Source organism: Zunongwangia sp. HRR-M8 (genome assembly GCF_027594405.1).
In the GTDB taxonomy this organism is placed as follows: Bacteria; Bacteroidota; Bacteroidia; order Flavobacteriales; family Flavobacteriaceae; genus Zunongwangia.
Map to the genome: position 1 here is coordinate 1,376,473 of NZ_CP115161.1, position 23,342 is coordinate 1,399,814.

The window sequence follows — 23,342 nt, forward strand, 5'->3', positions numbered from 1 at the left end:
GGGCCTAAAACATTTTTAAGATTTTGGTGAAATTTAATTAATCATACTGAATTTATATCAAACTAACTTATATTTTTGAGGGTAACTAAATTGAAAGTTGAATGAGAATTGAGCAGGATTTAAAACTTGGGTTTAAGGATGTGATGATACGTCCAAAACGTTCTACCCTAAAAAGTAGATCACAGGTAAGCCTAGAGCGAACGTATACTTTTTTACATGCAAAAATTACCTGGACCGGTACACCAATTATGGCAGCTAATATGGATACCGTAGGAACATTTGAAATGGCAAAAAAGTTAGCTGAGAAGAAATTGTTTACGGCAATCCATAAGCATTATACTATTGAAGAATGGAAAACTTTTCTTGAAGAAACCTCACCAGAACTTAAGAATTATATAGCGGTAAGTACAGGAACAGGGAAAGAAGATTCTAAGAAATTAAAGGAAATTTTATCACTCTCTAAAGATCTAAAATTTATCTGCATAGATGTTGCAAATGGTTATTCTGAACATTTTGTAGAATTTTTGGAAAAAACCAGAGAGAATTTTCCTGAAAAAGTAATTATCGCCGGAAATGTTGTGACAGGTGAAATGGTAGAAGAGTTGCTGATAGCCGGAGCAGATATTGTAAAAGTAGGGATAGGACCAGGATCGGTTTGTACCACAAGAGTGAAAACCGGAGTTGGCTACCCACAATTGTCCGCAATTATTGAATGTGCCGATGCAGCTCATGGATTAGGCGGGCAAATAATAAGTGATGGTGGTTGCGCTATTCCTGGAGATATTGCAAAAGCGTTTGGTGCAGGTGCCGATTTTGTGATGCTGGGAGGTATGCTAGCTGGCCATGATGAAAGTGGTGGTGATATTATCGAATTACAAGGTGAAAAATATAAACGTTTCTACGGAATGAGTTCTAACACTGCGATGGAAAAACATGCGGGAGGCGTAGCAGAGTATCGTGCGAGTGAGGGCAAAACAGTAGAAGTGCCTTATAGAGGAGCAGTTGAAAATACACTGCAAGATATTCTTGGAGGACTTAGAAGTACCTGTACTTACGTTGGTGCGAGTAGGTTAAAAGAACTTACTAAAAGAACAACATTTATAAGGGTTGCAGAACAGGAAAATACTGTTTATAAATAAATTTATAAATAAAAAAAGCTCTCAAATATAATGAGGGCTTTTCTAATTTCAAACGTTATAGGGTGCTATTGAATGTTAGACTGAATTTCAGTATTTAAAACCTTTTCTCTTCCGATAGATAAATACAGGAATGATCCAATAATAGGAATTAAAATTACCACTAAAGTCCACATCAATTTGCCTTTCTTCTTAAAAGCGTTAGAATTTCTTACAATACTAAGAATACAAAATGCAGGGAACATTATAGCTAACAATCCTAATGATTGCAGTATAAAAAATTGAAGTTCTTGATCAATAAAATTCATAATAGGGTGTTAAAATGTTTGGTCTTACGAATATAATAAAAAAAAACATTAAAATTAACTTTATGTTAATTTATTTCTATTTCATTGTTAATTAATCATTCTTCTGATGGCTAGATAGTTACTCTTTAATTTTAGCGAAATGCGCTATTATAGCTGGTTTTATGCTATTGAATTGATTGCCTTATTTTATGATTTTTCTATTTCAAAATTTTTTAAGAAAATAAAAAAAGGAGTAAGAATTATCTTAAATCAGGTTAAACAGATTTAGGATAATTCTTACTCCTTTTAATATGAAAAATGAGCTACGGTAATTTTTTATGCTTTGACTTCTTTAGAAAAGTCAAGTTCAATTTGATGTTTTAGAAGATCATCAAAAGTTTCTCTTTCCCTAATAAGATGTGCTTCTTTATTGTACCATAATACTTCAGCGGGACGAAATCTAGAGTTAAAATTACTGGACATAGAGTAGCAGTAAGCTCCAGAATTGCTAAACGCCAATAAGTCGCCTTCTGTAATTTCAGAAATTCTGCGGTTAGAAGCAAAGGTGTCGGTTTCACAAATATATCCTACAACCGAATAAAATCGTTGTTTTCCATCAGGATTAGATATATTAGAAATTTCGTGATGCGAGCCGTAGAACATAGGTCTTATTAAGTGATTAAAACCAGTGTCGATTCCTGCAAAAACTGTAGATGTGGTTTGTTTTATAACATTTACTTTGGCCAAGAATTTTCCAGATTCGCTAACAAGATATTTTCCCGGCTCAAAAGCTAGTGTTAGATCTTTGCCGTATTCTTTACAAAAAGACTTAAACCTTTTAGATAATTCTGCACCTAATTCTTCAATATCAGTTTCTATGTCGCCAGATTTATAAGGTACTTTAAAACCACTGCCAAAATCAATAAACTCAAGATTATCAAAATTTCTGGCGGCATCAAATAATATTTCTGAAGCCTGAATAAATACCTGAATATCCAGAATATCACTACCGGTATGCATGTGAATTCCGTTAATGGTCATTCCTGTGTTTTCTACAATTCTTTTTAATAAAGGCATTTGATGAATTGAAATACCAAATTTCGAATCGATATGACCTACAGATATTTTCGAATTTCCCCCAGCCATAACATGTGGGTTAATCCTTATACAAACGGGAGTTTTAGGATGTCGGGTGCCAAATTGTTCTAAAATCGACAGATTATCGATATTTATCTGTACACCAAGTTTTGCAACTTCTTCAATTTCTTCTAATGATACGCCATTTGGAGTATAGATAATTTTAGAAGGATCTACACCGGCTTTTAAGCCAAGACGAACTTCCTGAATGCTTACGGTGTCTAAACCACTTCCTAATTTATTTAAAAACTTAAGAATAGATATATTTGAAAGCGCTTTTACAGCATAATGGATTCTAAGGTTTTTAACACTGCTAAATGCATTGGTTAGTCGCTTGTATTGTGCTTCAATTTTTTCAGCATCATAAACATAAACGGGACTTCCATATTCATCTGCAATTGCAAGAAGATCTTGATTTGTCATTTTTATTTTCTAAATTTAATGAGACCAAAATACTGGCCTATTTCATTTCCACCCAAAAGAATATCAAAAAAATAACGAATTTGAACAATCTGTTATTTCTGTAAATTTAAGCTTCAATAGGGTTAGGTGCTTTATTTTTATTTTTCTTCCGCAGATAAATAACAACAAAAGTGAGAATAATACCAGCACTAGCCATTCCTGCGCCCACAAAATCTGCCGAGGTATAAGCATATCCAGCAGCAATTGGCAACCCGGCTAGATAGGCACCAGAGGCATTCCCCATATTAAATGCACTTTGATTTAATGAAGATCCCAGCATTTCAGATCCTTTTGCGGAATTGATCACCGCCATTTGTACAGGTGTAGAAAGGCAAAATGCAATGGTCCCAATTAAAAAGGTCATCACTAATACTCCAATTTTATCATAGGCTAGATAGGTATTAGATACGAGTGCAATAACCATTAATATGAGTGCAATTAATACCGCATAAATAGGAGAGAAGCTTTCAGCCAATTTTGCTCCTATAAAATTTCCTGTAACCATTCCTAAACCTGCTAAAATCATCGCGTAACTCACCACACTTTCGTGATGGCCTGCAACATCTGTAATTAATGGAGCGATATAACTGTACCATGCAAAGAATCCGCCAGTACCAATAGTTGTTAGCAAAATAACCATCCAGAGCTCAAGTCTTTTTAGCACTTTAAAATCTTTTACTATTCCTTCGGGAGAGCTTTTAGGTAATTCTGGCATCCAAAATTTTATGCCTAAAATTGCGCAGATCCCCACTATTCCAACTAGAAAGAAAGCAATATTCCAATTAAAATTATGTCCAAAATAAGTTCCAAGAGGCACACCTATTACATTAGCTAAAGTTAGCCCTGTAAACATTGTAGCAATAGCTCGCGCTTCTTTACCGGGTTTGGCAAGTTTGCTTGCAACCACCGCTCCAATACCAAAAAAAGCACCATGTGGTAAGCCAGATAGAAATCTTGAAATTAGCAAGAGCGTATAACTATTCGCAAACGCAGATAATGTATTAAAAACGGTAAACCATAGCATTAGGAATAATAAAGTTTTATGAGCGGGCCATTTACCGCCAATCCCTGTTAGTAGCGGTGCACCTACAACAACTCCTAACGCGTAAGCTGAAATAAAATGCCCTGCCTGCGGAATGGTAATATCTAATGCTGAAGCTACATCGGGTAAAATACCCATTATAACAAATTCGGTCATACCGATGCCAAATCCTCCTATTGCTAATGCGATTAGCGCTTTATTCATAAATCCTTTTGTATAATTTGAGTACGGTTTAACTCAAATGATTAATTTTAGCTTTTCTTAAAAGCGCAAAAATAGTTGAGAATACTCAGAAAATAGAAAAACACTTGGATTAATTACGATAACCTTATAGTCTGAGCTGTAATATGTTGAAATCGCCTTATATTTAAGCAGAATTAGTAGATTAATACAAAATGTTTAAGGCAAATTTATTGGTCTAATACTTTTACATTTGTTACTTTTGTTTACCATAATTAAAACTGAAGAAATACCTGATTATGAACATACACGAATATCAAGGAAAAGAAATACTAAGCAGTTTCGGCGTACGTACCCAAAGAGGTATTGTAGCTCACAGTGCAGAAGAAGCTGTAAAAGCCGCAAAAGAATTAACTGAACAAACCGGTACCGGATGGCATGTGATTAAAGCACAGGTTCATGCAGGTGGCCGTGGTAAAGGTGGCGGTGTTAAACTAGCTAAAAACCTTAAGGAAGTTGAGCAAATTGCAGGAGAAATTATCGGGATGAATCTTGTAACTCCGCAAACTTCTTCTGAAGGTAAAAAAGTTCATCAGGTATATATCGCAGAAGACGTTTACTATCCAGGAGATAACGAGCCAGAAGAATATTATATGTCTGTATTGCTTAATCGTTCTACAGGTCGTAATATGATTATGTATTCTACTGAAGGTGGAGTAGATATCGAAACCGTTGCTGAAGAAACTCCGCATTTAATTTTTACTGAAGAAATCGATCCTGCAACTGGATTAATGCCGTTTCAGGCCAGAAGAATAGCTTTTAATCTTGGACTTAGTGGAACCGGGTTTAAAGAAATGACAAAATTCGTAATGTCGCTTTATACTGCTTTTGATAAATCTGATTCTTCCTTATTTGAAATCAATCCTGTTTTAAAGACAAGTGATGATAAAATTTTGGCAGTAGATGCTAAAGTTACTTTAGATGATAATGCACTTTTCCGTCATAAAGATTATGCAGAGATGCGTGATAAACGTGAGGAGAATCCAACAGAGGTTGAAGCTAAAGAAGTAGGTCTTAACTACGTAGATTTAGATGGTAATGTTGGCTGTATGGTAAATGGAGCCGGTCTTGCAATGGCAACTATGGATCTTATTAAGCAAGCCGGTGGTGAACCTGCAAACTTCTTAGATGTAGGAGGAACTGCAGATGCTAAGCGTGTTGAAGAAGCTTTTAGATTAATCCTGAAAGATGATAAAGTAGAAGCTATTCTTGTAAATATTTTTGGAGGTATTGTACGTTGTGATCGTGTGGCGCAAGGTATCGTGGATGCCTATAAAAATATGGGAGATGCCATTAAAGTACCAATTATTGTTAGATTACAAGGTACAAATGCAGATGTTGCTAAGAAATTAATCGACGAAAGTGGATTAGCGGTTTCTAGTGCAGTACAATTTAAAGAAGCAGCTGATAAAGTACAGGAAGTTCTTGCTTAAATATCAGTCATATTTATATAAATAAAGCTCGCATTTTGCGGGCTTTTTTATTCTAGGAGGGTAAATACCCCGAGACTTGTCTCGTTAGTAAATTTTTAAAGTTTGAAAACGCGTTCAGCTAAAATGCTCCGTGGGCTTGCCCCGGAGAAATTTACTTTAGAAAGATTAATCTTGGGGGTTTATTAATAATAAACCTTGCCTAAAATTTATATGTATTATAAAAAATGTTCTGTTGGCTAGACCTTAAAATATTTGTTTGTCAAAGTTTTTCACTTCTGTAATAGTTAAAAAGAACTTAAAAAATTATTAGTTGTGTAACATTCGATTGCTAACTGTCGTCTTTAGAGTGTATTAACCTTTTAAAAATTTTAATCATGAAAAGATTACAATCCTTATTGCTCGTAGTAGCAATCGCAATTTGCAGCACGTTCACTACAAGTGCAAACAATTTAGAAACGGCTTTTGAGCCAGATCCCAGAATGATGAGCCTAGAAATATCTTCTTTACTGAAGAATCATGAGCTGGACTTAAAGAAAGATGTTAGAGCAAATGTACTTTTGGCTATCAATAAAGACAATGAAATTGTTGTGCTTTCTGTTGAAGCAGATAATGACGAAGTAAAGCGTTTTATTAAACAAAAATTGAATTACAAAAAGATTAATTGTGCCGTAGATCCAGATGTAGAAGAATTTAAATTACCAGTTACCCTTAAAGCTAAATCTTAATTCCCGTAGTTTCTAAATATCAATCAATAAACGTAGAAAATAACAAAGGCTGTGAGCACATCAACTCACAGCCTTTATTTTTTGAATAAGAACAAGTTTACATTTCAGGATACCAGTCCAAAAGAATTACCTCAATATCATTATTCTTTTCTTCCACTAGAGATTTAAATTTTTCTACATCTGCCAACCCATCTTTTCCGCGGTAGTGATAAGGATAAACCTTTTTAGGAGCAAATGCTAAAACACCATCTGCAGCCTGATCTACCGGCATAGTGTAAGGAAGGTTCATGCAAACTAACGCAGCATCAATATTCTTGAGATTTCTCATTTCCGGAATATCTTCAGTATCTCCAGAAATATATAAACGCTTTCCATTTTTTTCAATGATATATCCATTACCACGACCTTTAACATGCATGGCATCATCAGCCTCTGGTAAATTATACATGGGAATGGCCTCGATTGTAAAACCATCGATTTCCATCGAATCTCCGTTATTCATTACCATCAGATTTTGTTGTAAAGAAGTTGGTAATTCATCTTTTACTGCTTGCGGAACTATGATCTTTTTGTCGCCTAATTCTAATCCTTCTAAAGTAGCCGCATTCATGTGATCGCCATGAATATCAGTCACCAAAATAAAATCTGGATTATCTACATTTTCAAAAGCTTCTGCTCCTCCAACAGGATCAGTATAAAATACAGCCTTATCCCAATTGACTACTGCAGTTGCATGAGAAATAGGTTCGATATGAATAGTTTCTTTATCTTTTGAATCTGTTTTATCCTCGTTCATGTTTACAACTCCGTCTTCAGCCGGAATCATTGTTCCTGGTTTCGCCTCTGTTTTTTCATTTTTGCAGGCAAATAATGAAAGCACAGTAGCAGCGGTAAAAATTATTTTTTTCATTCTGAATGGTTTTTATTGAATATAAAATTACGCAAGACAATATCAAATACAGGCTGTTTTACAAAGATTTAAGATAACTGAAGCTTCATTTTTATATCTCCTCGTGCATAGGGATTATTTTCTTCTATAGGGATTTCAGTAAAACCAAACTTTTTATAAATGTGAAGAGCATTTTCTAATTTTCTACTACTATAAATTATAAGCGTTTCCCAAGCTTGACGTTTAGCATATTCAATAGTAAATTTCATTAATTTTTGACCAATTTTCTTTCCATGAAATTTTGGCGAAACGGCCATCTTCGTTAATTCGAAAATATTTTCTTCTATTTTCATTAAAGCTACGCATCCCACAATTTCCTCATTTTGCTTAACAAAGAAAATTTGTCCACCAGATTTAATAATGTATTCTTCAGGTTTGCCAAGCACCTCTTCATCATGTGGTTCTACATAAAAATATTTTTCTAACCACTCTATATTAAGCCTTTTAAAATCCTTGCTATACTGAGGCTCAAAACTGATAATCTCCATACTTTTTTCTGCTAAAATATGATTTTAAACACCAATTTATAATCATTTTTAGGCATCTTTATATATAAATGATGGATGGATTATGGCTACCCCAACGATAAAAAATACCTATAATTGGGTATTTTTGTTTAATGTTGAAAATCAGTATTTTAGATGTTGCTTAGAGGGCGATTAGCCCATTTAAGCGATTTGTATTAGTCAATTATTTTTCTGCTGCGCTCTTCAAGATTCATTAGTACCCACTTTTTTAAAAGTCGCAAATCTAATTTTGCATATGAAAATACTTTTGAAGAGCCTGTAGCAGATTATGTCCAGAGATGTTTATTGATGATAAAACTGAATTCTTCTAATTCAGCTTCAATGAATGTTCTTTTCTAAATTTTACCATGCTTTTGTATTGAATATCCCCTTACCTGGGTATTCTCTCGTGCGTTGCTGCAGCGTATTATTGTATAAGTTATTCATGAAATAATTCGATGAAATTCACTTTATTTTCAATTTTATTAGTAAGCGTTTTTCTAGTTTCTTGTAGTGGAATCCCTGAAACTCGTGATTTGGATACAGGAAATGCTGAGGATGTTCAAGTTAAAAAAATCGACAGTAGTCGTTTTTTTTACGAAGGAATGCATCGTATCAAGAGAAGACAGCATTCAGATAAGCAAACTTAAATTCTTAGAATTTGCCGATCTTGGTTATATTTATAAAACTTCTAATTGAATTTTTTAATATGCGAAGATTTCAACTATATAGTATCTTATTTTTTGTAATTGCTTTTATATCAATTTCCTGTAAAGATAAAAGCAAAGAAGAAAAAGTTTTAGCCCAAGAAATTAGCATTCTTCCGCCCGAGCAGCTTTATGGGGATCTTTTTTATGACATTCAGCAAAATGAGCACTTATTTTCTGATAGTAAAACTTTTGTTGATGCTATACCCAAGCGTTCTTTAGATTCGATTAAATCTGAATACAGCAATATCAAAGATTCTTCAAACACTTATATTCTTCAGTTTTTAAAACAAAATTTTTACATTCCTGGGGAAGAAAAGCGTCAAGAATATAAAACAGATTCTTCAGCTATCGATGCGCATATTACAAAGTTATGGTCGGTTTTAAAGCGCCCCGCAGATCTTAAAGTTTCGGGTACACTAATTCCTTTACCACATCCCTACATTGTTCCCGGTGGTCGTTTTAGAGAAATATATTATTGGGATAGTTATTTTACGATGCTTGGTTTGCAGGTAGATGGAGAAATAGAAATGATCCAGCAAATGGTAGACAATTTTTCTTATCTAATTAACGAATATGGCTTTATTCCCAACGGAAACCGCACCTATTATCTTAGCCGTTCGCAACCTCCATTTTATGCGTTAATGGTCGATTTATTAGCTGAAGAAAAAGGAGATTCTATTTACACTTCTTATTTATCTGAATTGGAAAAAGAATATCGATTTTGGATGGAAGGTGAGAATCAACTTTCTGAAAATGATTCGGTTTACAAAAGAGTTGTTCGGATGCCGAATGGAAGTATCTTAAATCGCTATTACGATAATAAAAATACACCTAGACCTGAAAGTTATCGAGAAGATGTAAAAACAGCTGAAGCTGCCGTAAAAGAAACCGATAATTTAACGAAAGAACAAGTTTACAGAGATTTAAGAGCAGCAGCCGAATCGGGTTGGGATTTTTCTAGCCGATGGATAAAACCTGATGAAAATGGCAAATTTGACCTGAAAGATATTCATACCACAGCTATTTTACCAGTAGACCTAAATAGCCTTTTGTATCACTTAGAGAAAACCTTGGCTAAAGCTTATCTTATTAGCGGCCAGCCAGATCTATCAAAGGAATTTAAAGAGCTAGCCGAAATTAGAAAAAAAGCTATCGATAAGTATTTTTGGGATGCTTCAAGCGCATTTTATAAAGATTACGATTTTGTAAAGCAAGAGCAAACATCCGTAATCTCTGCTGCCGGTATTTACCCTTTGTTTTTTGAAATTCCTACGGAAGATACAGCCCAAAAAGCTGCTGAAACTTTAAAAACTGAATTATTGAAAAAAGGAGGAATAGTGAGCACAACAAATCATAGTGGCCAGCAATGGGACGCGCCCAATGGATGGGCGCCTTTGCAATGGATATCCTATAAAGCACTTCAGAGTTATCAAATTTTAGATTTAGCCGATACAATAAAAGATCGTTGGATTAATCTAAATGAAAAGGTATATAAAAATACCTACAAAATGACCGAAAAATATAATGTGGAAGATTTATCTAAAGAAAGTGGAGGCGGGGAGTATCCAACCCTAGACGGATTCGGATGGAGCAATGGCGTATACAAGAAATTAACGTCTGAATAACATAGTTTAGTTTTTAATTCGGCTAACTTTAAATAAAAAAGTTATGCATACACCCAATAAAAGACTAGAAGGACAGACTGCTATTATCACAGGATCCAGTTCTGGCATAGGTAAAGCCGTAGCATTGGCCATGGGCAAAGAAGGCGCAAATATTGTTATAAATTATCATTCTAGTAAAGAAGAAGCTGAAGATGTCGCTAACGAAATAAGCGAGTGTAAAGCAGGTGGGGAGACCATAGTAGTAAAAGCAGATGTAAGTAAAGAAAAAGAAGTAAAATCACTTTTTAAAAAAGGAATAGACAAATTTGGGACTATAGATATTTGCGTTCCTAATGCAGGAATGCAACAAGATGCTGAATTGCATAAAATGACCTTAGATCAATGGAACCAGGTAATAGCTCTAAATCTTACGGGACAATTTCTTTGCTGTAAAGAAGCGATTATCGAATTTCTGAATCGAGGTATGCGCCCAAAAGTTTCTAAATCTCTTGGGAAAATTATAACTATGAGTTCGGTACACGAGATTATTCCTTGGGCCGGGCATGCAAATTATGCAGCATCTAAGGGAGGAATTGAAATGTTAATGAAAAGTATCTGCCAGGAATATGCGTCTAGAAAAATACGCTGTAATAGCATTGCCCCGGGCGCTATTAAAACTGAAATTAATAAAGATGTTTGGAGTACTGAAGAAGGCCGTAAAAAAATGAAAAAGGTAATTCCTTATGACGAAATTGGAGAACCTGAAGACATTGGCAGTGTAGCATCCTGGCTGGCATCTGATGAATCTGAATACATTAACGGTACAACAATTTTTGTGGATGGCGGAATGACATGCTATCCTGGTTTTAATGGCAATGGATAAATTTTGTATATAAAATTGTATCTTTTTATAGCATTTTCAGTCTACATATAAAAACCTGTAGATATGAGTAAATGTAATTGTACCCAGTGCGAATGCGATAAATGTAATTGTATAAATTGCGCCGCTGCTAATTGCCCGTGTAAAGAATGCAATTGTGATAAATGTTCTTGCTGCGGCAAAGAATTATAAGTCTATGAATACCAGAGAAATTTGGGAAAAATATCATATTGAGTTTTATTTCTTTATTCTGAAAAGAGTAAAGAATGAAGAGCATGCTAATGATATTCTACAAAATTCATTTATAAAAATTCATAAGAACTTAGATAAACTGAAAAATCCAGGTAAATTGAAATCCTGGATCTTTCAGATTATTAGAAACGAGATTAACGATTACTTTAAAGACTCGGTATATTGTGTAAGGGACATAATTTTCCAGAATTCAGAAGAGGATTCTAGTCCTTTTACTCAAGTTTGTTGTTTTGATAAATTTTTGAACGAGTTGCCAGAAAAAAATCGCAGCCTTATGAAGCTCGTTTATGTTGATGGAAAACCACAAAAGGAAGCTGCAGAATTAGCAAGTCTTTCACTGGCAAATGCTAAAGCGCTTATTCGACGATCAAAAACGATAATGAAAAATCGCTTTAAAGAATGCTGTAAATACGAAACAAATACTGAAGGAAAACTTGTCGGTCAGTCGCAATGTTCGCTTTGTGACTGAAGTGAAAAATTGTATGCCAGATAAGTCAGGGATCTATTACTGAAAATATGGATATCTATTCGGTTAAATTTAATTTTGCGATTCTTAGAGAGACAATTAAAGAACAAAAGAGGCCAGTATTTTCTGTACTTCATAAATATCGACACTTGTATTGAATCTTTTACTTATAGAAGGATTTTGTTCCCCAGAAATCCAAATTTTTAGCTCAGCATCCAAATCAAAACTTCCGGCGGTTTCTACGCTAAACCGACTTATACTTTTATAAGTCACTGAAAAATATTCGGTTTTCTTTCCAGTTAAACCCTGAATATCTACCAGAATTAATCTTTTATTGGTGAATATAAAAGTATCTCTAATTAATTTAAATCCAGCTTCTATATTCTCTGAAGGGATTAATAACTTATGATATTTCTCTTCCAGTTTCTCTTTACTAATAGCCCCGGCGTTCCCCAATAGCGATGAAAATATGCTCATGATTCTGTTTTTTGATTAAAATTAAAACTGCCTTCAAATTACAAATCCGCGGATTATAACTCAAAGGCAGTTTAGATAAAAAAATGTTATATTTTTTCTCTAATATTGAAAAAATAATTTCAGCTTAATTAGTTTTTTAATGACTGCATGTCAATAACAAAACGATATTTAACATCGTTACTGGTTACACGATCATAGGCTTCATTGATATTTTGCATATCGATCATTTCTATATCCGAAACGATGTCGTGTTCTCCACAGAAATCTAACATTTCTTGAGTTTCTTTAATTCCTCCGATCAAGGATCCTGCAATACTTTTTCTTCCGGCAATCACTCCGCCACCATGGAATTCTAATGGTTCAATTGCGCCAACTAAAACCATAGTAGCATCTCTTTTAAGCAGACCTATATATGGATTGATATCGTGCTTTACAGGAACGGTATTCAGTAGAAAATCAAAACTAGCTTTATGCTCAGCCATTTGTTCCGCGTCTTTAGAAATAAGAACTTCATCTGCTCCTAATCTCTTAGCATCTTCACTTTTGCCAGGAGAGGTTGTAATCATTACAACTTTAGCGCCAAGAGCGTGGGCGAATTTTATACCCATATGGCCCAATCCTCCTAAACCAATAACACCAACTTTATCACCTTTTTTTACATTCCAGTTTCTTAAAGGTGACCATGTGGTTATCCCTGCGCAAAGTAATGGCGCAACTGCTTTAGCATCTAAACTTTCTGGTACATCCAAAACAAATTTTTGATCTACAATAATTTTTTCTGAATATCCACCGTACGTATGACCGCCAAGATGTTTATCTTTTCCGTTATAAGTTCCCACCATACCATTCTCACAGTATTGTTCTAATCCGTCTTTGCAAGAATCGCAATGCTGGCAAGAATCTACCATACAGCCAACACCAACAAGCTGACCTTCCTTAAATTTAGAAACCTTATCTCCAACACTAATTACTCTACCAACAATTTCGTGACCTGGCACTACTGGATATTTAGAACCTCCCCAATCGTTTCGTACGGTATGTATATCGCTATGACATACGCCGCAATATAGAATATCGATTTCTACATCGTCGGCTAAGGTTTCTCTTCTTTCAATGTTTAATTCTTCTAAAGATGCTGTTTTAGATTTAGCACCAAATGCTTTTATTTCTGTAGTATTCATTCTAACTATTTTTGGCAAAACTAATTGAAATCAAATAGCTGTAATTTTGCAGTTTTGTCTTTAACTCATATTTAACCAGAACTATTAACCTAGATCAATTTTTGAGGTTAAAATAGCTCTTTCAAATATTTAGCATCAGATTTAGCGGTATCAATTACATCTGCAGATTTTCCATTTATCATCATTTTACCCATGGTTTTCGCAAAACCTTTTATTTGTTCAAACTTAATTTCAGGGGGCATCGCTAAAGCGTCAGGATCGGTAAAAATGTTAACCACTGCAGGTCCGTCATACGCAAAAGCTTCAGCCAATGCTTGTCTAACATTAGATGGATTTTTTACCACCCAACTTTCTATATTCATAGCTTTAGCTATCATGGCGAAATCTGGATTTACCATATCTGTCTGCCATTCGGGATAACCTTCTACCTGCATTTCTAATTTTACCATTCCTAATGAGGAATTATTAAAAATGATAATTTTAGCCGGAATTTTATATTGACTAATAGTCATTAAATCACCCAATAGCATAGAAATCCCTCCGTCCCCGCAAAAAGCAATAACCTGACGATCTGGATGTCCCAAACCAGCGCCAATAGCCATAGGCATAGCATTTGCCATCGATCCATGATTAAAAGAACCCGTTAAATATCTATTTTTCTTTCCCTTTAGATAACGCGCTGCCCAAACGGCACTCATGCCTGTATCTACAGTGAATATTGCATCATCATTAGCGATTTCATCGATAACTGAAGCTACATACTCAGGATGAATTTTTTCATCTTCTCCTTTTTCTTTTACGTAGCTGTGATATTTTTCTTCGATATCCAAGTGAATTTTTCTCATATCATCAAGAAAAGACGTGTCTTTTTTAGCCTCTAATAGCGGGATTAGAGCTTCTAAAGTATCTTTAATTTTACCATGATAGCCAAAGTTTACTTTCGCTCTTCGTCCTATACGCTCGGGCTTTTCATCGATTTGAATAATTGTATTTTTTTCAGGAAGAAAATCTGTATAAGGAAAATCTGTTCCTAAAAGTATTAGTGCATCGGCTTCGTGCATAGACTTAAATCCAGACTTTGTACCTAAAAGTCCGTTTAATCCTACTACATATGGATTACTTTCTTTATCGAAGAATATTTTTCCTCTAAAGCTTAATCCCATAGGAGCATTAAGTTTTTTGGCAAGTTGCATTACTTCATCTTGGGCATCCTTACAGCCATACCCGCAATAAACCATCACCTTTTTATTCTCGTTGATTACTTTAGCTAATGTTTTTAGTTCTTCGTTACTAGGTAAGAGTTTAGAATTTGTGAAATAATTCTGTTCAGATGTTGTTATATGGGCAGCGTCAGCCGAGGCGATATCACCGGGCAATCCTACCACTCCAACTCCCTTTTGGTGGATAGCAGATTGGATAGCACTTTGGAAACCATGCGCAGCCTGTTCTGGCGTGTTTGCCATAAAACAATATTTACTACAGTCATCAAACAATTTTGTGACATTCGTTTCCTGAAAATTTTCGGTTCCCAATTTATTAGTAGGAACTGTAGAAGCAATTGCGATTACCGGGTTACCAGCTCGGTTAGCATCGTAAAGACCATTAACTAAGTGTACATGGCCAGGACCGCTACTACCCATGCAGCAACCAATACCGTCTAATTCGGCATCCATTGAAGCTGCATAGGCACCTGCTTCTTCATGGCGAACATGAATCCATTGCAATCTACCATCCCTGCGCACGGCATCATTAACAGGATTTAGGCTATCTCCTGTAACTGCATAGACGCGCTTAACGCCGGCTTCAACAAGCATATTGACCAATAGGTCTGAAACATTTTTTCCCATGATAACTTTTTTTATGGATCTAAGTTATTGTAAATATCCTATTAGTGCTGTTAAACCAGTGGTAAAGCGATAAATTAATTTCACAACAAAAAGGTAAATTAATCGGCCCAAAATTTTTTATTACGTTTTCGTTTTAAAGAGATGTTAAAGTGCAGATTAAGAAACCTAAATTAACTGTAGCAATTGCAAGCCTAACTTCTTAAATTAGATCCCTAAAATTATAAATCATGGATCAAAAATATAAGGGCATAAATACTATTTGTACGCATGCCGGAGAACTCGAGGATACAGAATTTAAAGGAGCGGTAAGTCCGCTTTATATGTCTACATCTTATGCTTTTGAAGATGTTGCAGTTAAAAGATATCCTAGATATTTTAATACACCCAATCAGGTAGCTTTGGCAAAGAAAATGGCAGCGCTAGAACATGGGGAAGCATCGCTAATATTTGGTAGCGGAATGGCTGCAGTAAGCACCGCGCTTTTAGCATTTTTACACCAGGGTGATCACGTGGTTTTTCAGAATACCTTGTATGGCGGAACTAGTAATTTAATTACGGAGGAATTCGATAAATTCGGTATAGAATATAGTTTTACCAAGGATGTAAAATTGTCCTCTTTTGAAGCTGAAATTAAAGAGAATACCAAAGTTATTTATATCGAAACGCCTTCAAATCCATTATTAACTATTACCGACGTTGAGGCCATAGCAAAATTAGCGGAAAGCAAAGGTGTAGTGAGCATGATCGATAATACATTTGCCTCACCCGTAAATCAAAATCCTCTTGATATGGGTATTGATGTGGTAATTCACTCGGCCACAAAATATATGGGAGGTCATAGTGATATTCTCGCCGGAACGGTAATTTCTTCGGAAGCACATATTGATACGATCTTTCAGATGGCTAAAAACTTAGGAGGAAATTTAAGTGATTATACGGTGTGGCTTTTAGAGCGAAGTCTTAAAACCATGGGACTTCGAGTAAAGGCTCAGAATAATAATGCAATGATTTTAGCCGAATATTTATACAATCATAAAAAGGTAGCGAAAGTATATTATCCTGGTTTGGTTTCTCATCCCGATCACGAAATAGCAAAAAAACAAATGAGCGGATTTGGAGGAATGTTGTCTTTTGAGTTAGTTGAAGGAATTAATCCCGACCAATTCCAGAAAAAACTGAAGCTTATTAAATCATCGATGAGTTTAGCCGGAGTTGAAAGCACTATTCTTTCACCTGCTAAAACTTCGCATGGTTTACTTAGTCCAGAAGAAAGGGCAGAGCAGGGGATTAAAGATGGTTTGCTTCGTTTTTCGGTAGGCATAGAAGAAGCAGAAGAATTAATTGATGATATAGAACAGGCATTAGCCTAGATTAAAAACAAATAAAAGTTTATGAAATTAGATATTCTTGCCATAGGAGCGCACCCAGACGATGTAGAATTAAGTTGTGCTGCTACCTTGGCTAAAGAAATAGATCGTGGTAAAAAAGTTGGTATTTTAGATTTAACGAGAGGAGAACTTGGTACACGTGGTACTGCGGAAACCAGAGATAAAGAAGCGGCTAAAGCTGCTGAAATTTTAGGTGTTCATGTGCGCGAAAATTTAAGTTTTGCTGATGGATTTTTTATTAATGATAAAGCGCATCAACTAAAAATTATAGAGATTATTAGAAAATATCAGCCAGAGATTGTTTTCTGTAATGCTATAGACGATCGTCATATCGATCATGGTAGAGGTTCAAAACTAGTTAGTGATGCCTGTTTTTTAAGCGGTTTGATGAAGATAGAAACTACTAATGATGGCGATAAGCAGAAAGCCTGGCGGCCTAAACAGGTTTTTCATTATATACAGTGGAAACCAATCGATCCAGATGTGCTTGTAGATGTTACGGGGTATATGGATAAGAAAATGGATGCAGTAAAAGCTTATACAACCCAGTTCTACGATCCAAATAGTAAAGAACCCAATACTCCTATATCTAGTAATAACTTTTTAGACAGTGTAAACTATAGAGCACGCGATTTAGGAAGAATAATTAATACAGAATACGCCGAAGGTTTTACTGTAGAACGCTATGTAGCAGTAGATTCCATTTTTGATCTTATTTAATCGATTTTTTTCTTTGCAGGAGCGATAAAATAACATATATTTGCAACCGCAATTTGAAATGGTGGTTGTAGCTCAGCTGGTTAGAGCGCTGGATTGTGGTTCCAGAGGTCGCCGGTTCGAAACCGGTCTTCCACCCTTATTTGTGAAACCCTACTTTTTTAAGTAGGGTTTTTTTATTTCTTCAAACTTATACATCATTCGTATAAAATTTTTATTTTTGCATCGTATTTTAGTTTACTTAACCCCGCTAAATGGTAACTAGGAATAAAATAAAAAGAATTGAAGAATTTTTAGAAACTCACAACAACGTTGAGGCAAAACTTGAATTTTCTTTTCCCTTACCAAAATATGAGAGTCTTGTAATTATTTTGAATTCTTATGCAGAGCTTGAACTTTTCTCCAGTTATTTTCAGGATTTTGATTTAATTACTGAAGAAGAATATGAAGAGATTTGTAATTCCAGGAATTATTCAGTCTCTGCCTACCCAAAATTGAATCTCTACGCTAAATAAATCGCCATTGAATTAGCGACTGAAATAATCTTTCCAAAGCAAAGCGCTATCGAGCTTTCTTGTTAATTGAATAAATTTATCATAGCGAAAATTGTCTATGCAACGCAACCATGTCGCTGTTATAGCATCTCTATAATAAACATTAAAATTGAAGCTATGAGAAAGTTATTATTTTCTATCTGTGTTTTATTGTTTGCAGCATGCGATAAAGATGATGCAAATACAGAAACTGAACCTTCCGCAGATATCCAGGCTATAATGGATAAAGGAATTACTATTGATACAATTGCATTAAAATATGCAACAATTTATCAAAGTAGTGACAACTTTCCCATAATTAAACCAAACCCTATAAATCAATTTGTAGATAAGAATGAAATTTTAGTTTATTTTGATTTTATATCCAGTAGTCGTGATTCTTTATTAAACTATTATTCCAAAATAGATGAAGAAAACTACGAAAAGGGGATTGTAGTTGATTACGCATTAAAGTATAATGATAGATTAGAAAGTATTTCTATAGAAGTTAAAAAGAATAATGGTGAATTTTTTAAAATAAACGATGATTCAAATGCCGTAAAATTAATTCCTACTCCAGAGATTGAAAGTCAACATACGTTTGCAAAATACGAATTCACAATAGAAGAATTTATCACTAGATGTAAGAACTCATTTCCAGAGTATTTTGTTTTAGCTTATGACGATAAAGAAATGGAAACAAACTCATATATTTTCAGGACAACATTCAGATTTAACAACAATAAGAAATTTGTTTTCAATACACAGAAAATCAATTTTTAATGTTATTTGGCATAATTAATTAGGAATCATTAAAATTATAAATGAGTTAAACTTGCTGTAAGGACAGCACCAAATAATAATTATAGACGATGGCTGGTTATCCTAATTTTTGGAATTTTTATAGATTTTCACTTTATATTTTTCTATAAATCAATTGAAAGATTAGCATAATCACTAATAACCTCAATGTCTCAACTATATATTACGCAACCTTTTAGCTTATTTAGGATCTACATAGAAACTCTTATATTATGAAAACTTATTTACTTAGCCTGTTTGTTATTGTTATATGTCTTTTCTCCTGCAGTAGTGAGGAAGAAGAAAAGTTGGAAGAATTACCGGTTTCAGCAATCGACCAAATCCATATTGTTGGTAAATGGAAACTTGTAGAAGAAAAAGTTAGTACAGGAGATGAAGCATCTTGGACTTCAGTTAGTGATGGATACACTATAGCATTTTTTGAAAATGGTACTTTTGAAGGTGGTTTTGCCAACTGCAATACTGGTAATTACAGTCTCGTTAAGCATCCTGATCATAGCGATATAAAGATGCTGGTTTTAAATTACGATTGCGCGATTAATGAAAATATATCTCCAGAGAATGTGTCCTATCAGGCTCTAGAGAATATAAATACAGATTATATCGTTTACTATCCAACTTATAAATCACCAAAGTGTACTGAAGGCTGTATTTATAAATTAAAAAGACAGTAAGTCGTTGTATCTATCTAAATCTTCTTAAAATTGTACTTTAGATTTAAAAAGTTACAATGAATTCCAGAGAAGAACAACTAAAAGCATTTGATAGATTATTAACCATCATGGACGATCTTAGGGAAAAATGTCCTTGGGATCGCAAGCAAACCATGGAAAGTTTACGGCATCTTACGATAGAGGAAACTTACGAATTGGGAGATGCGATACTGGATAACGATCTGGAAGAAGTTCGAAAAGAATTAGGTGATGTTCTTTTACATCTTGTTTTTTACGCCAAAATAGGAAGCGAAACTAAGGATTTTGATATTGCAGATGTAGCGAATGGAATTTGTGAGAAACTCATATCAAGACATCCTCATATTTATGGAGATGTAAAAGTGGAAAACGAAGATGATGTAAAGAAAAATTGGGAAAATTTAAAACTCAAAGAGGGCAAGAAAAGTGTTTTGGAAGGAGTTCCCAGATCTTTACCAGCTTTGGTAAAAGCCACTAGAGTTCAGGATAAAGTCTCTGGTGTTGGTTTTGATTGGGAAAATCCAGAGCAGGTATTTGCGAAAGTACAGGAAGAGTTAGAAGAGTTTCAGGATGAGGTAAACATTGATGATAAGGATAAAATGGAAGCCGAATTTGGAGATGTATTGTTCTCAATGATTAATTATGCCAGGTTCCTAAATATTAATCCTGAAAATGCCTTAGAACGCACCAATAAAAAATTTATTAAGCGTTTTCAATATCTTGAAAGTAAAGCTGAAGAAAACAAAAAGAAGCTAAAAGATATGACTTTAGCTGAAATGGATGTGTTTTGGAATGAAGCAAAAAAATTATAGTATTTAATTTAGAATCTTAATCAATGTAAGTTGAAGTCAAAATTAACTATACTGAATATCAACAGAAAAGCCGGCAAATTGCCGGCTTTTCTGTTGATACTTACTCTTAATTAATAAAGAGATTTTACTTTTTTAAGTTTTTCTCTCCAAACCTTAAGTTGTGCTTTATGATCATTAATATTCTTATGAACATCTTGTACCAAAGGATTGTCGTCATCTACGTTAGAGAAAAATTGTAAATTATTCTCTAATTGTCGAATTTCGGCTTGAGTTTCTTCAATTTTCTTAGTTAAGAAGAAATGCTCATTTCTAATTTTCTTTTCATCATCAGCGTCATTAAGCGATTGAATTTTATTTTCATACTTCAGCATTTCAGCTTTTGTACGATTTATATCCAATTTATTAAATAACTGATCTAAAGATTTATTAAACTTCCCTTCAATAAAACGCTTATTATAAGGAACGCGACCTAAAGTTTTCCATTCCGCAATAAAAGCTTTTATCTGCTCTAAATCTTCTTCTTTATTGCCTGCAAATTCGTATGATCGAACTTTTTCCAAAAGATCTTTTTTGTTGGCAAAAGCTTCCATTTCCTCTTTATTTTCTTCGCTACGATTCTCATGTAAACGATCAAAGTAATAGTTGCAGGCGGCTTTAAATTGCTTCCAGATCTTGTCGCTGTCTTTTCTTGGAACGTGACCTATTTTTTTCCAATCGGTCTGAATCTTTTTCATTAAAGGAGTAACCGTTTTAAAATCGTCACTATCCTTATTATCTTCTGCGATCTGGATTAATTCTTTTTTCTTCTCGAGATTCTCGTACTGCTCTTTCTTCAAATTCTTATAAAAAGAATTTTTCTTTCGGTTAAAGCTTCTAACAGTTTCTTTAAATTCTTTCCACGTCTCTTCATTTTTGCTACGTGGTACTTTTCCTGCCTTAAAGAAATCTTCCCGTAAAGCTTCAATTTCTTTAATCTTTTGTTGCCATTTACTATGGCTGCTAATATCCTGATTGGCGATTTCGCGAATATTTTCTATAATTTGCTGTTTCTTTTCCCAGTTTTTATCGAATTCTTTATCTAAATTTTCGAAATATTCCTGACGGCGATCATGGATTATTTTGGTAGCATTGCTAAATCTTTCCCATATTTCTTCTCGATATTCTTTGGCTACTGGGCCAAGTTCTTCTTTCCACATTTTGTGGAGCATCTGCAATTCCCTAAATGCACGATTAATATCCTGTTCTTGGGCTAATTCTTCAGCACGATCAATAACCTTAAGTTTTTGATCTAGATTATGCTTAAAATCCATATCCCTAAATTCGCGATTTAGGTGAAGGAAGTCATAAAAATTTTCTACATGATGATGATAAGTATTCCAAACATTATTATACTTATCTCTAGGGATTGGCCCTGCTGTGCGCCATTTATCCTGAATATCTTTAAAATGATTGTAGGTGGTATTGATATTTTCTTCAATATTAATAATACCTTTTAACTCTTCAATTATTTCAAGACGTTTGTTAAGATTGGCGTTAAGATCCTGCTTAAGTTGTTGGTAGTATTTATTTCTTTTTTCGCGGTAATCGAAATAAAGTGAGTTGAAACGATTTTTAAGCGGTGTAGAGTAGTGGAAGTCTATAATATTTCCACCTTCTGAAAGAAAATTTTCTTTTTTCTCTTCAAACTCTTCATCAAACTTAGCATTGAATTCTGCTCTAATTTCGATAACATGATTTTTGATGGCCTGTACCTTCTCGTTTTTAAGTAATCGCTCCAGCTCATCGGCCAGTTGCTCATTACTCATCGAGTGGTAATCTTTCTTGGGGATCGTGTGACGTTCGGTGGCACTTTCATCTTCGCTATCCTCAGCAAGAGAATCGTCTACTCCTTTTTTATGCTCTTCGATAATGGCATCTTCATGCTCATCGTCATCCTCGTCCTTATCTTGCGCATTTGTGACTTTATTATTTTCAGTATCCTGAACAAAAGTAGATTCGGCTACCATAGCTTCTTCCAGCTCTTCATTTGCAGCCTCTGGATTCTCAACCTCTTCCGAAAAAGATTCATCTACCTTCTTTTCTTCTTTCTTACTTTCTTCTGAAGATTCCTGATTCTGAGTTAATTCAAGGTTCTCAGGATTTTCTTTGTTAGAAAGTTTTTCTTTCTTGTTTTCGTTATCTGATTGAGACATATATTTCAATGTTAAAGTTCGGCTATAGTTATTAAAGCTGAAAGATAACAACTACACTAAACTTGGGCAAGAAAACGAAATTTTTTATGAGAAAATATGCGCAATTTTGATGAAATACTTAGGAATTCCATATAGACCAGGCAGCTTCAGCCTGAAGTTCGAGCATTTTTTTACCATTTATTGCTTCGGCACCATGTTCCTTACTCTTTTTCATAAAACTGGTTTCTGCCGGGTTATAAATCAAATCGAATACCAGATGGTTTTTACCGATAAAGTGATAAGGGATTCCTGGATATTTATCGGTATTAGGGAACGTGCCGAGTGGCGTGGTATTTATAATTAGGGAATATTTTTGAATAATAGCTTCAGTTAAATTATTATACGAGAATTGATCTTCATCTGGATTTCTGGAGACAAAATTATACGAAATTCCCAATGTTTTTAAGGCGTAAGCTACTGCTTTGGAAGCACCACCGGTTCCAAGAATTAAAGCATGCGTATGTTGAGGTCTTAAATGCGGGGATAAAGCATCTCTAAAACCTATAAAATCGGTATTATGCCCTACCAATTTACTAGCTTCTTCAAACTTAATGACATTTACAGCTTTAATTTCTTTTGCATCTTCAGAAAGTTCATCTAGATATTTTACTACTTCCATTTTATAAGGAATAGTAACATTCATACCTGATAAACGAGGATTTTTGGTGATGATCAATGAGAAGTCTTCAATTTTAGGAATATCAAAATTTACATATTCAGCATCAATTTTTTCATTTTCAAATTTATCGTTGAAGTATTTCTTTGAGAATGAATAATCTATATTTTTACCTAAAAGTCCGAATTTTCTCATGT

At 34.3% G+C, this 23,342-nt stretch carries 23 protein-coding genes and 1 tRNA gene; 14 read left to right on the plus strand and 10 right to left on the minus strand.

The window, feature by feature from the left end; translation table 11 throughout:
- Window positions 1-101 precede the first annotated feature (101 nt).
- Window positions 102-1,139 carry a GMP reductase gene (locus PBT89_RS05740; RefSeq protein ID WP_270063800.1) on the plus strand — a complete coding sequence of 346 codons (1,038 nt, stop codon included), beginning with the start codon at window positions 102-104 and terminating at the stop codon, window positions 1,137-1,139.
- 65 nt (window positions 1,140-1,204) lie between these two features.
- Here PBT89_RS05740 and PBT89_RS05745 read toward each other — a convergent pair whose 3' ends face one another.
- The 3 genes from PBT89_RS05745 to PBT89_RS05755 form a co-directional block, all read right to left on the minus strand.
- On the minus strand, window positions 1,205-1,444 hold the full coding sequence (locus PBT89_RS05745) for a PLD nuclease N-terminal domain-containing protein (protein ID WP_270063801.1): 240 nt from the start codon (window positions 1,442-1,444) through the stop codon (window positions 1,205-1,207).
- 315 nt (window positions 1,445-1,759) lie between these two features.
- Window positions 1,760-2,983, minus strand: a complete 1,224-nt coding sequence (gene lysA / locus PBT89_RS05750) for a diaminopimelate decarboxylase (RefSeq protein ID WP_270063802.1) — start codon at window positions 2,981-2,983, stop codon at window positions 1,760-1,762.
- Between the two features lie 106 nt (window positions 2,984-3,089).
- Window positions 3,090-4,268, minus strand: a complete 1,179-nt coding sequence (locus PBT89_RS05755; protein ID WP_270063803.1) for an MFS transporter — start codon at window positions 4,266-4,268, stop codon at window positions 3,090-3,092.
- Between the two features lie 275 nt (window positions 4,269-4,543).
- On the opposite strand from PBT89_RS05755, the gene sucC reads away from it, so the two are divergent.
- Complete coding sequence (gene sucC / locus PBT89_RS05760) at window positions 4,544-5,737, plus strand: ADP-forming succinate--CoA ligase subunit beta (protein WP_270063804.1); 1,194 nt, start codon at window positions 4,544-4,546, stop codon at window positions 5,735-5,737.
- A 374-nt stretch (window positions 5,738-6,111) separates the two neighbouring features.
- Window positions 6,112-6,462, plus strand: coding sequence for a hypothetical protein (locus tag PBT89_RS05765; RefSeq protein ID WP_270063805.1), 351 nt, complete (start codon window positions 6,112-6,114; stop codon window positions 6,460-6,462).
- A gap of 97 nt (window positions 6,463-6,559) precedes the next feature.
- Here PBT89_RS05765 and PBT89_RS05770 read toward each other — a convergent pair whose 3' ends face one another.
- Together PBT89_RS05770 and PBT89_RS05775 are read right to left on the minus strand one after the other, a co-directional pair.
- A complete protein-coding gene (locus PBT89_RS05770; protein WP_270063806.1) occupies window positions 6,560-7,372 on the minus strand; it encodes an MBL fold metallo-hydrolase in 813 nt (270 codons plus the stop codon).
- 68 nt (window positions 7,373-7,440) lie between these two features.
- The gene (locus PBT89_RS05775) at window positions 7,441-7,899 is read right to left on the minus strand and encodes a GNAT family N-acetyltransferase (protein ID WP_270063807.1); all 459 of its coding nucleotides are present in this window, start codon (window positions 7,897-7,899) and stop codon (window positions 7,441-7,443) included.
- A 476-nt stretch (window positions 7,900-8,375) separates the two neighbouring features.
- Between PBT89_RS05775 and PBT89_RS05780 the strand changes: the two genes are divergently transcribed.
- From PBT89_RS05780 to PBT89_RS05795, 4 genes are all read left to right on the plus strand, one after another.
- Window positions 8,376-8,567 (plus strand): hypothetical protein, encoded by a 192-nt coding sequence (locus PBT89_RS05780; protein WP_270063808.1) that lies wholly within the window; start codon window positions 8,376-8,378, stop codon window positions 8,565-8,567.
- 59 nt (window positions 8,568-8,626) lie between these two features.
- The gene (gene treF, locus PBT89_RS05785) at window positions 8,627-10,252 is read left to right on the plus strand and encodes an alpha,alpha-trehalase TreF (protein ID WP_270063809.1); all 1,626 of its coding nucleotides are present in this window, start codon (window positions 8,627-8,629) and stop codon (window positions 10,250-10,252) included.
- 43 nt (window positions 10,253-10,295) lie between these two features.
- Complete coding sequence (locus tag PBT89_RS05790) at window positions 10,296-11,114, plus strand: glucose 1-dehydrogenase (RefSeq protein ID WP_270063810.1); 819 nt, start codon at window positions 10,296-10,298, stop codon at window positions 11,112-11,114.
- Window positions 11,115-11,307: 193 nt separating this feature from the next.
- Window positions 11,308-11,832, plus strand: coding sequence for a sigma-70 family RNA polymerase sigma factor (locus tag PBT89_RS05795; protein WP_270063811.1), 525 nt, complete (start codon window positions 11,308-11,310; stop codon window positions 11,830-11,832).
- Window positions 11,833-11,928: 96 nt separating this feature from the next.
- Here PBT89_RS05795 and PBT89_RS05800 read toward each other — a convergent pair whose 3' ends face one another.
- From PBT89_RS05800 to PBT89_RS05810, 3 genes are all read right to left on the minus strand, one after another.
- Window positions 11,929-12,306, minus strand: a complete 378-nt coding sequence (locus tag PBT89_RS05800; RefSeq protein WP_270058661.1) for a PH domain-containing protein — start codon at window positions 12,304-12,306, stop codon at window positions 11,929-11,931.
- A gap of 128 nt (window positions 12,307-12,434) precedes the next feature.
- A complete protein-coding gene (locus tag PBT89_RS05805) occupies window positions 12,435-13,487 on the minus strand; it encodes an NAD(P)-dependent alcohol dehydrogenase (RefSeq protein WP_270063812.1) in 1,053 nt (350 codons plus the stop codon).
- A 107-nt stretch (window positions 13,488-13,594) separates the two neighbouring features.
- Window positions 13,595-15,334, minus strand: a complete 1,740-nt coding sequence (locus PBT89_RS05810) for a thiamine pyrophosphate-dependent enzyme (RefSeq protein WP_270063813.1) — start codon at window positions 15,332-15,334, stop codon at window positions 13,595-13,597.
- 227 nt (window positions 15,335-15,561) lie between these two features.
- On the opposite strand from PBT89_RS05810, the gene PBT89_RS05815 reads away from it, so the two are divergent.
- From PBT89_RS05815 to mazG, 7 genes are all read left to right on the plus strand, one after another.
- Complete coding sequence (locus PBT89_RS05815; protein ID WP_270063814.1) at window positions 15,562-16,704, plus strand: trans-sulfuration enzyme family protein; 1,143 nt, start codon at window positions 15,562-15,564, stop codon at window positions 16,702-16,704.
- 21 nt (window positions 16,705-16,725) lie between these two features.
- On the plus strand, window positions 16,726-17,442 hold the full coding sequence (gene bshB1, locus PBT89_RS05820; protein WP_270063815.1) for a bacillithiol biosynthesis deacetylase BshB1: 717 nt from the start codon (window positions 16,726-16,728) through the stop codon (window positions 17,440-17,442).
- Between the two features lie 60 nt (window positions 17,443-17,502).
- Window positions 17,503-17,578 (plus strand) — tRNA-His (locus tag PBT89_RS05825).
- Between the two features lie 115 nt (window positions 17,579-17,693).
- Window positions 17,694-17,954: a hypothetical protein gene (locus PBT89_RS05830; RefSeq protein WP_270063816.1), complete on the plus strand. Its 261-nt coding sequence runs from the start codon at window positions 17,694-17,696 to the stop codon at window positions 17,952-17,954.
- Between the two features lie 156 nt (window positions 17,955-18,110).
- Window positions 18,111-18,755, plus strand: coding sequence for a hypothetical protein (locus PBT89_RS05835; protein ID WP_270063817.1), 645 nt, complete (start codon window positions 18,111-18,113; stop codon window positions 18,753-18,755).
- A gap of 251 nt (window positions 18,756-19,006) precedes the next feature.
- A complete protein-coding gene (locus tag PBT89_RS05840; RefSeq protein ID WP_270063818.1) occupies window positions 19,007-19,468 on the plus strand; it encodes a hypothetical protein in 462 nt (153 codons plus the stop codon).
- A gap of 56 nt (window positions 19,469-19,524) precedes the next feature.
- Window positions 19,525-20,298: a nucleoside triphosphate pyrophosphohydrolase gene (gene mazG / locus PBT89_RS05845; RefSeq protein WP_270063819.1), complete on the plus strand. Its 774-nt coding sequence runs from the start codon at window positions 19,525-19,527 to the stop codon at window positions 20,296-20,298.
- A gap of 110 nt (window positions 20,299-20,408) precedes the next feature.
- Here mazG and PBT89_RS05850 read toward each other — a convergent pair whose 3' ends face one another.
- Window positions 20,409-22,490, minus strand: a complete 2,082-nt coding sequence (locus PBT89_RS05850; protein ID WP_270063820.1) for a DUF349 domain-containing protein — start codon at window positions 22,488-22,490, stop codon at window positions 20,409-20,411.
- Window positions 22,491-22,608: 118 nt separating this feature from the next.
- A complete protein-coding gene (locus PBT89_RS05855; protein ID WP_270063821.1) occupies window positions 22,609-23,340 on the minus strand; it encodes a shikimate dehydrogenase family protein in 732 nt (243 codons plus the stop codon).
- Between the last annotated feature and the right edge of the window lie 2 nt (window positions 23,341-23,342).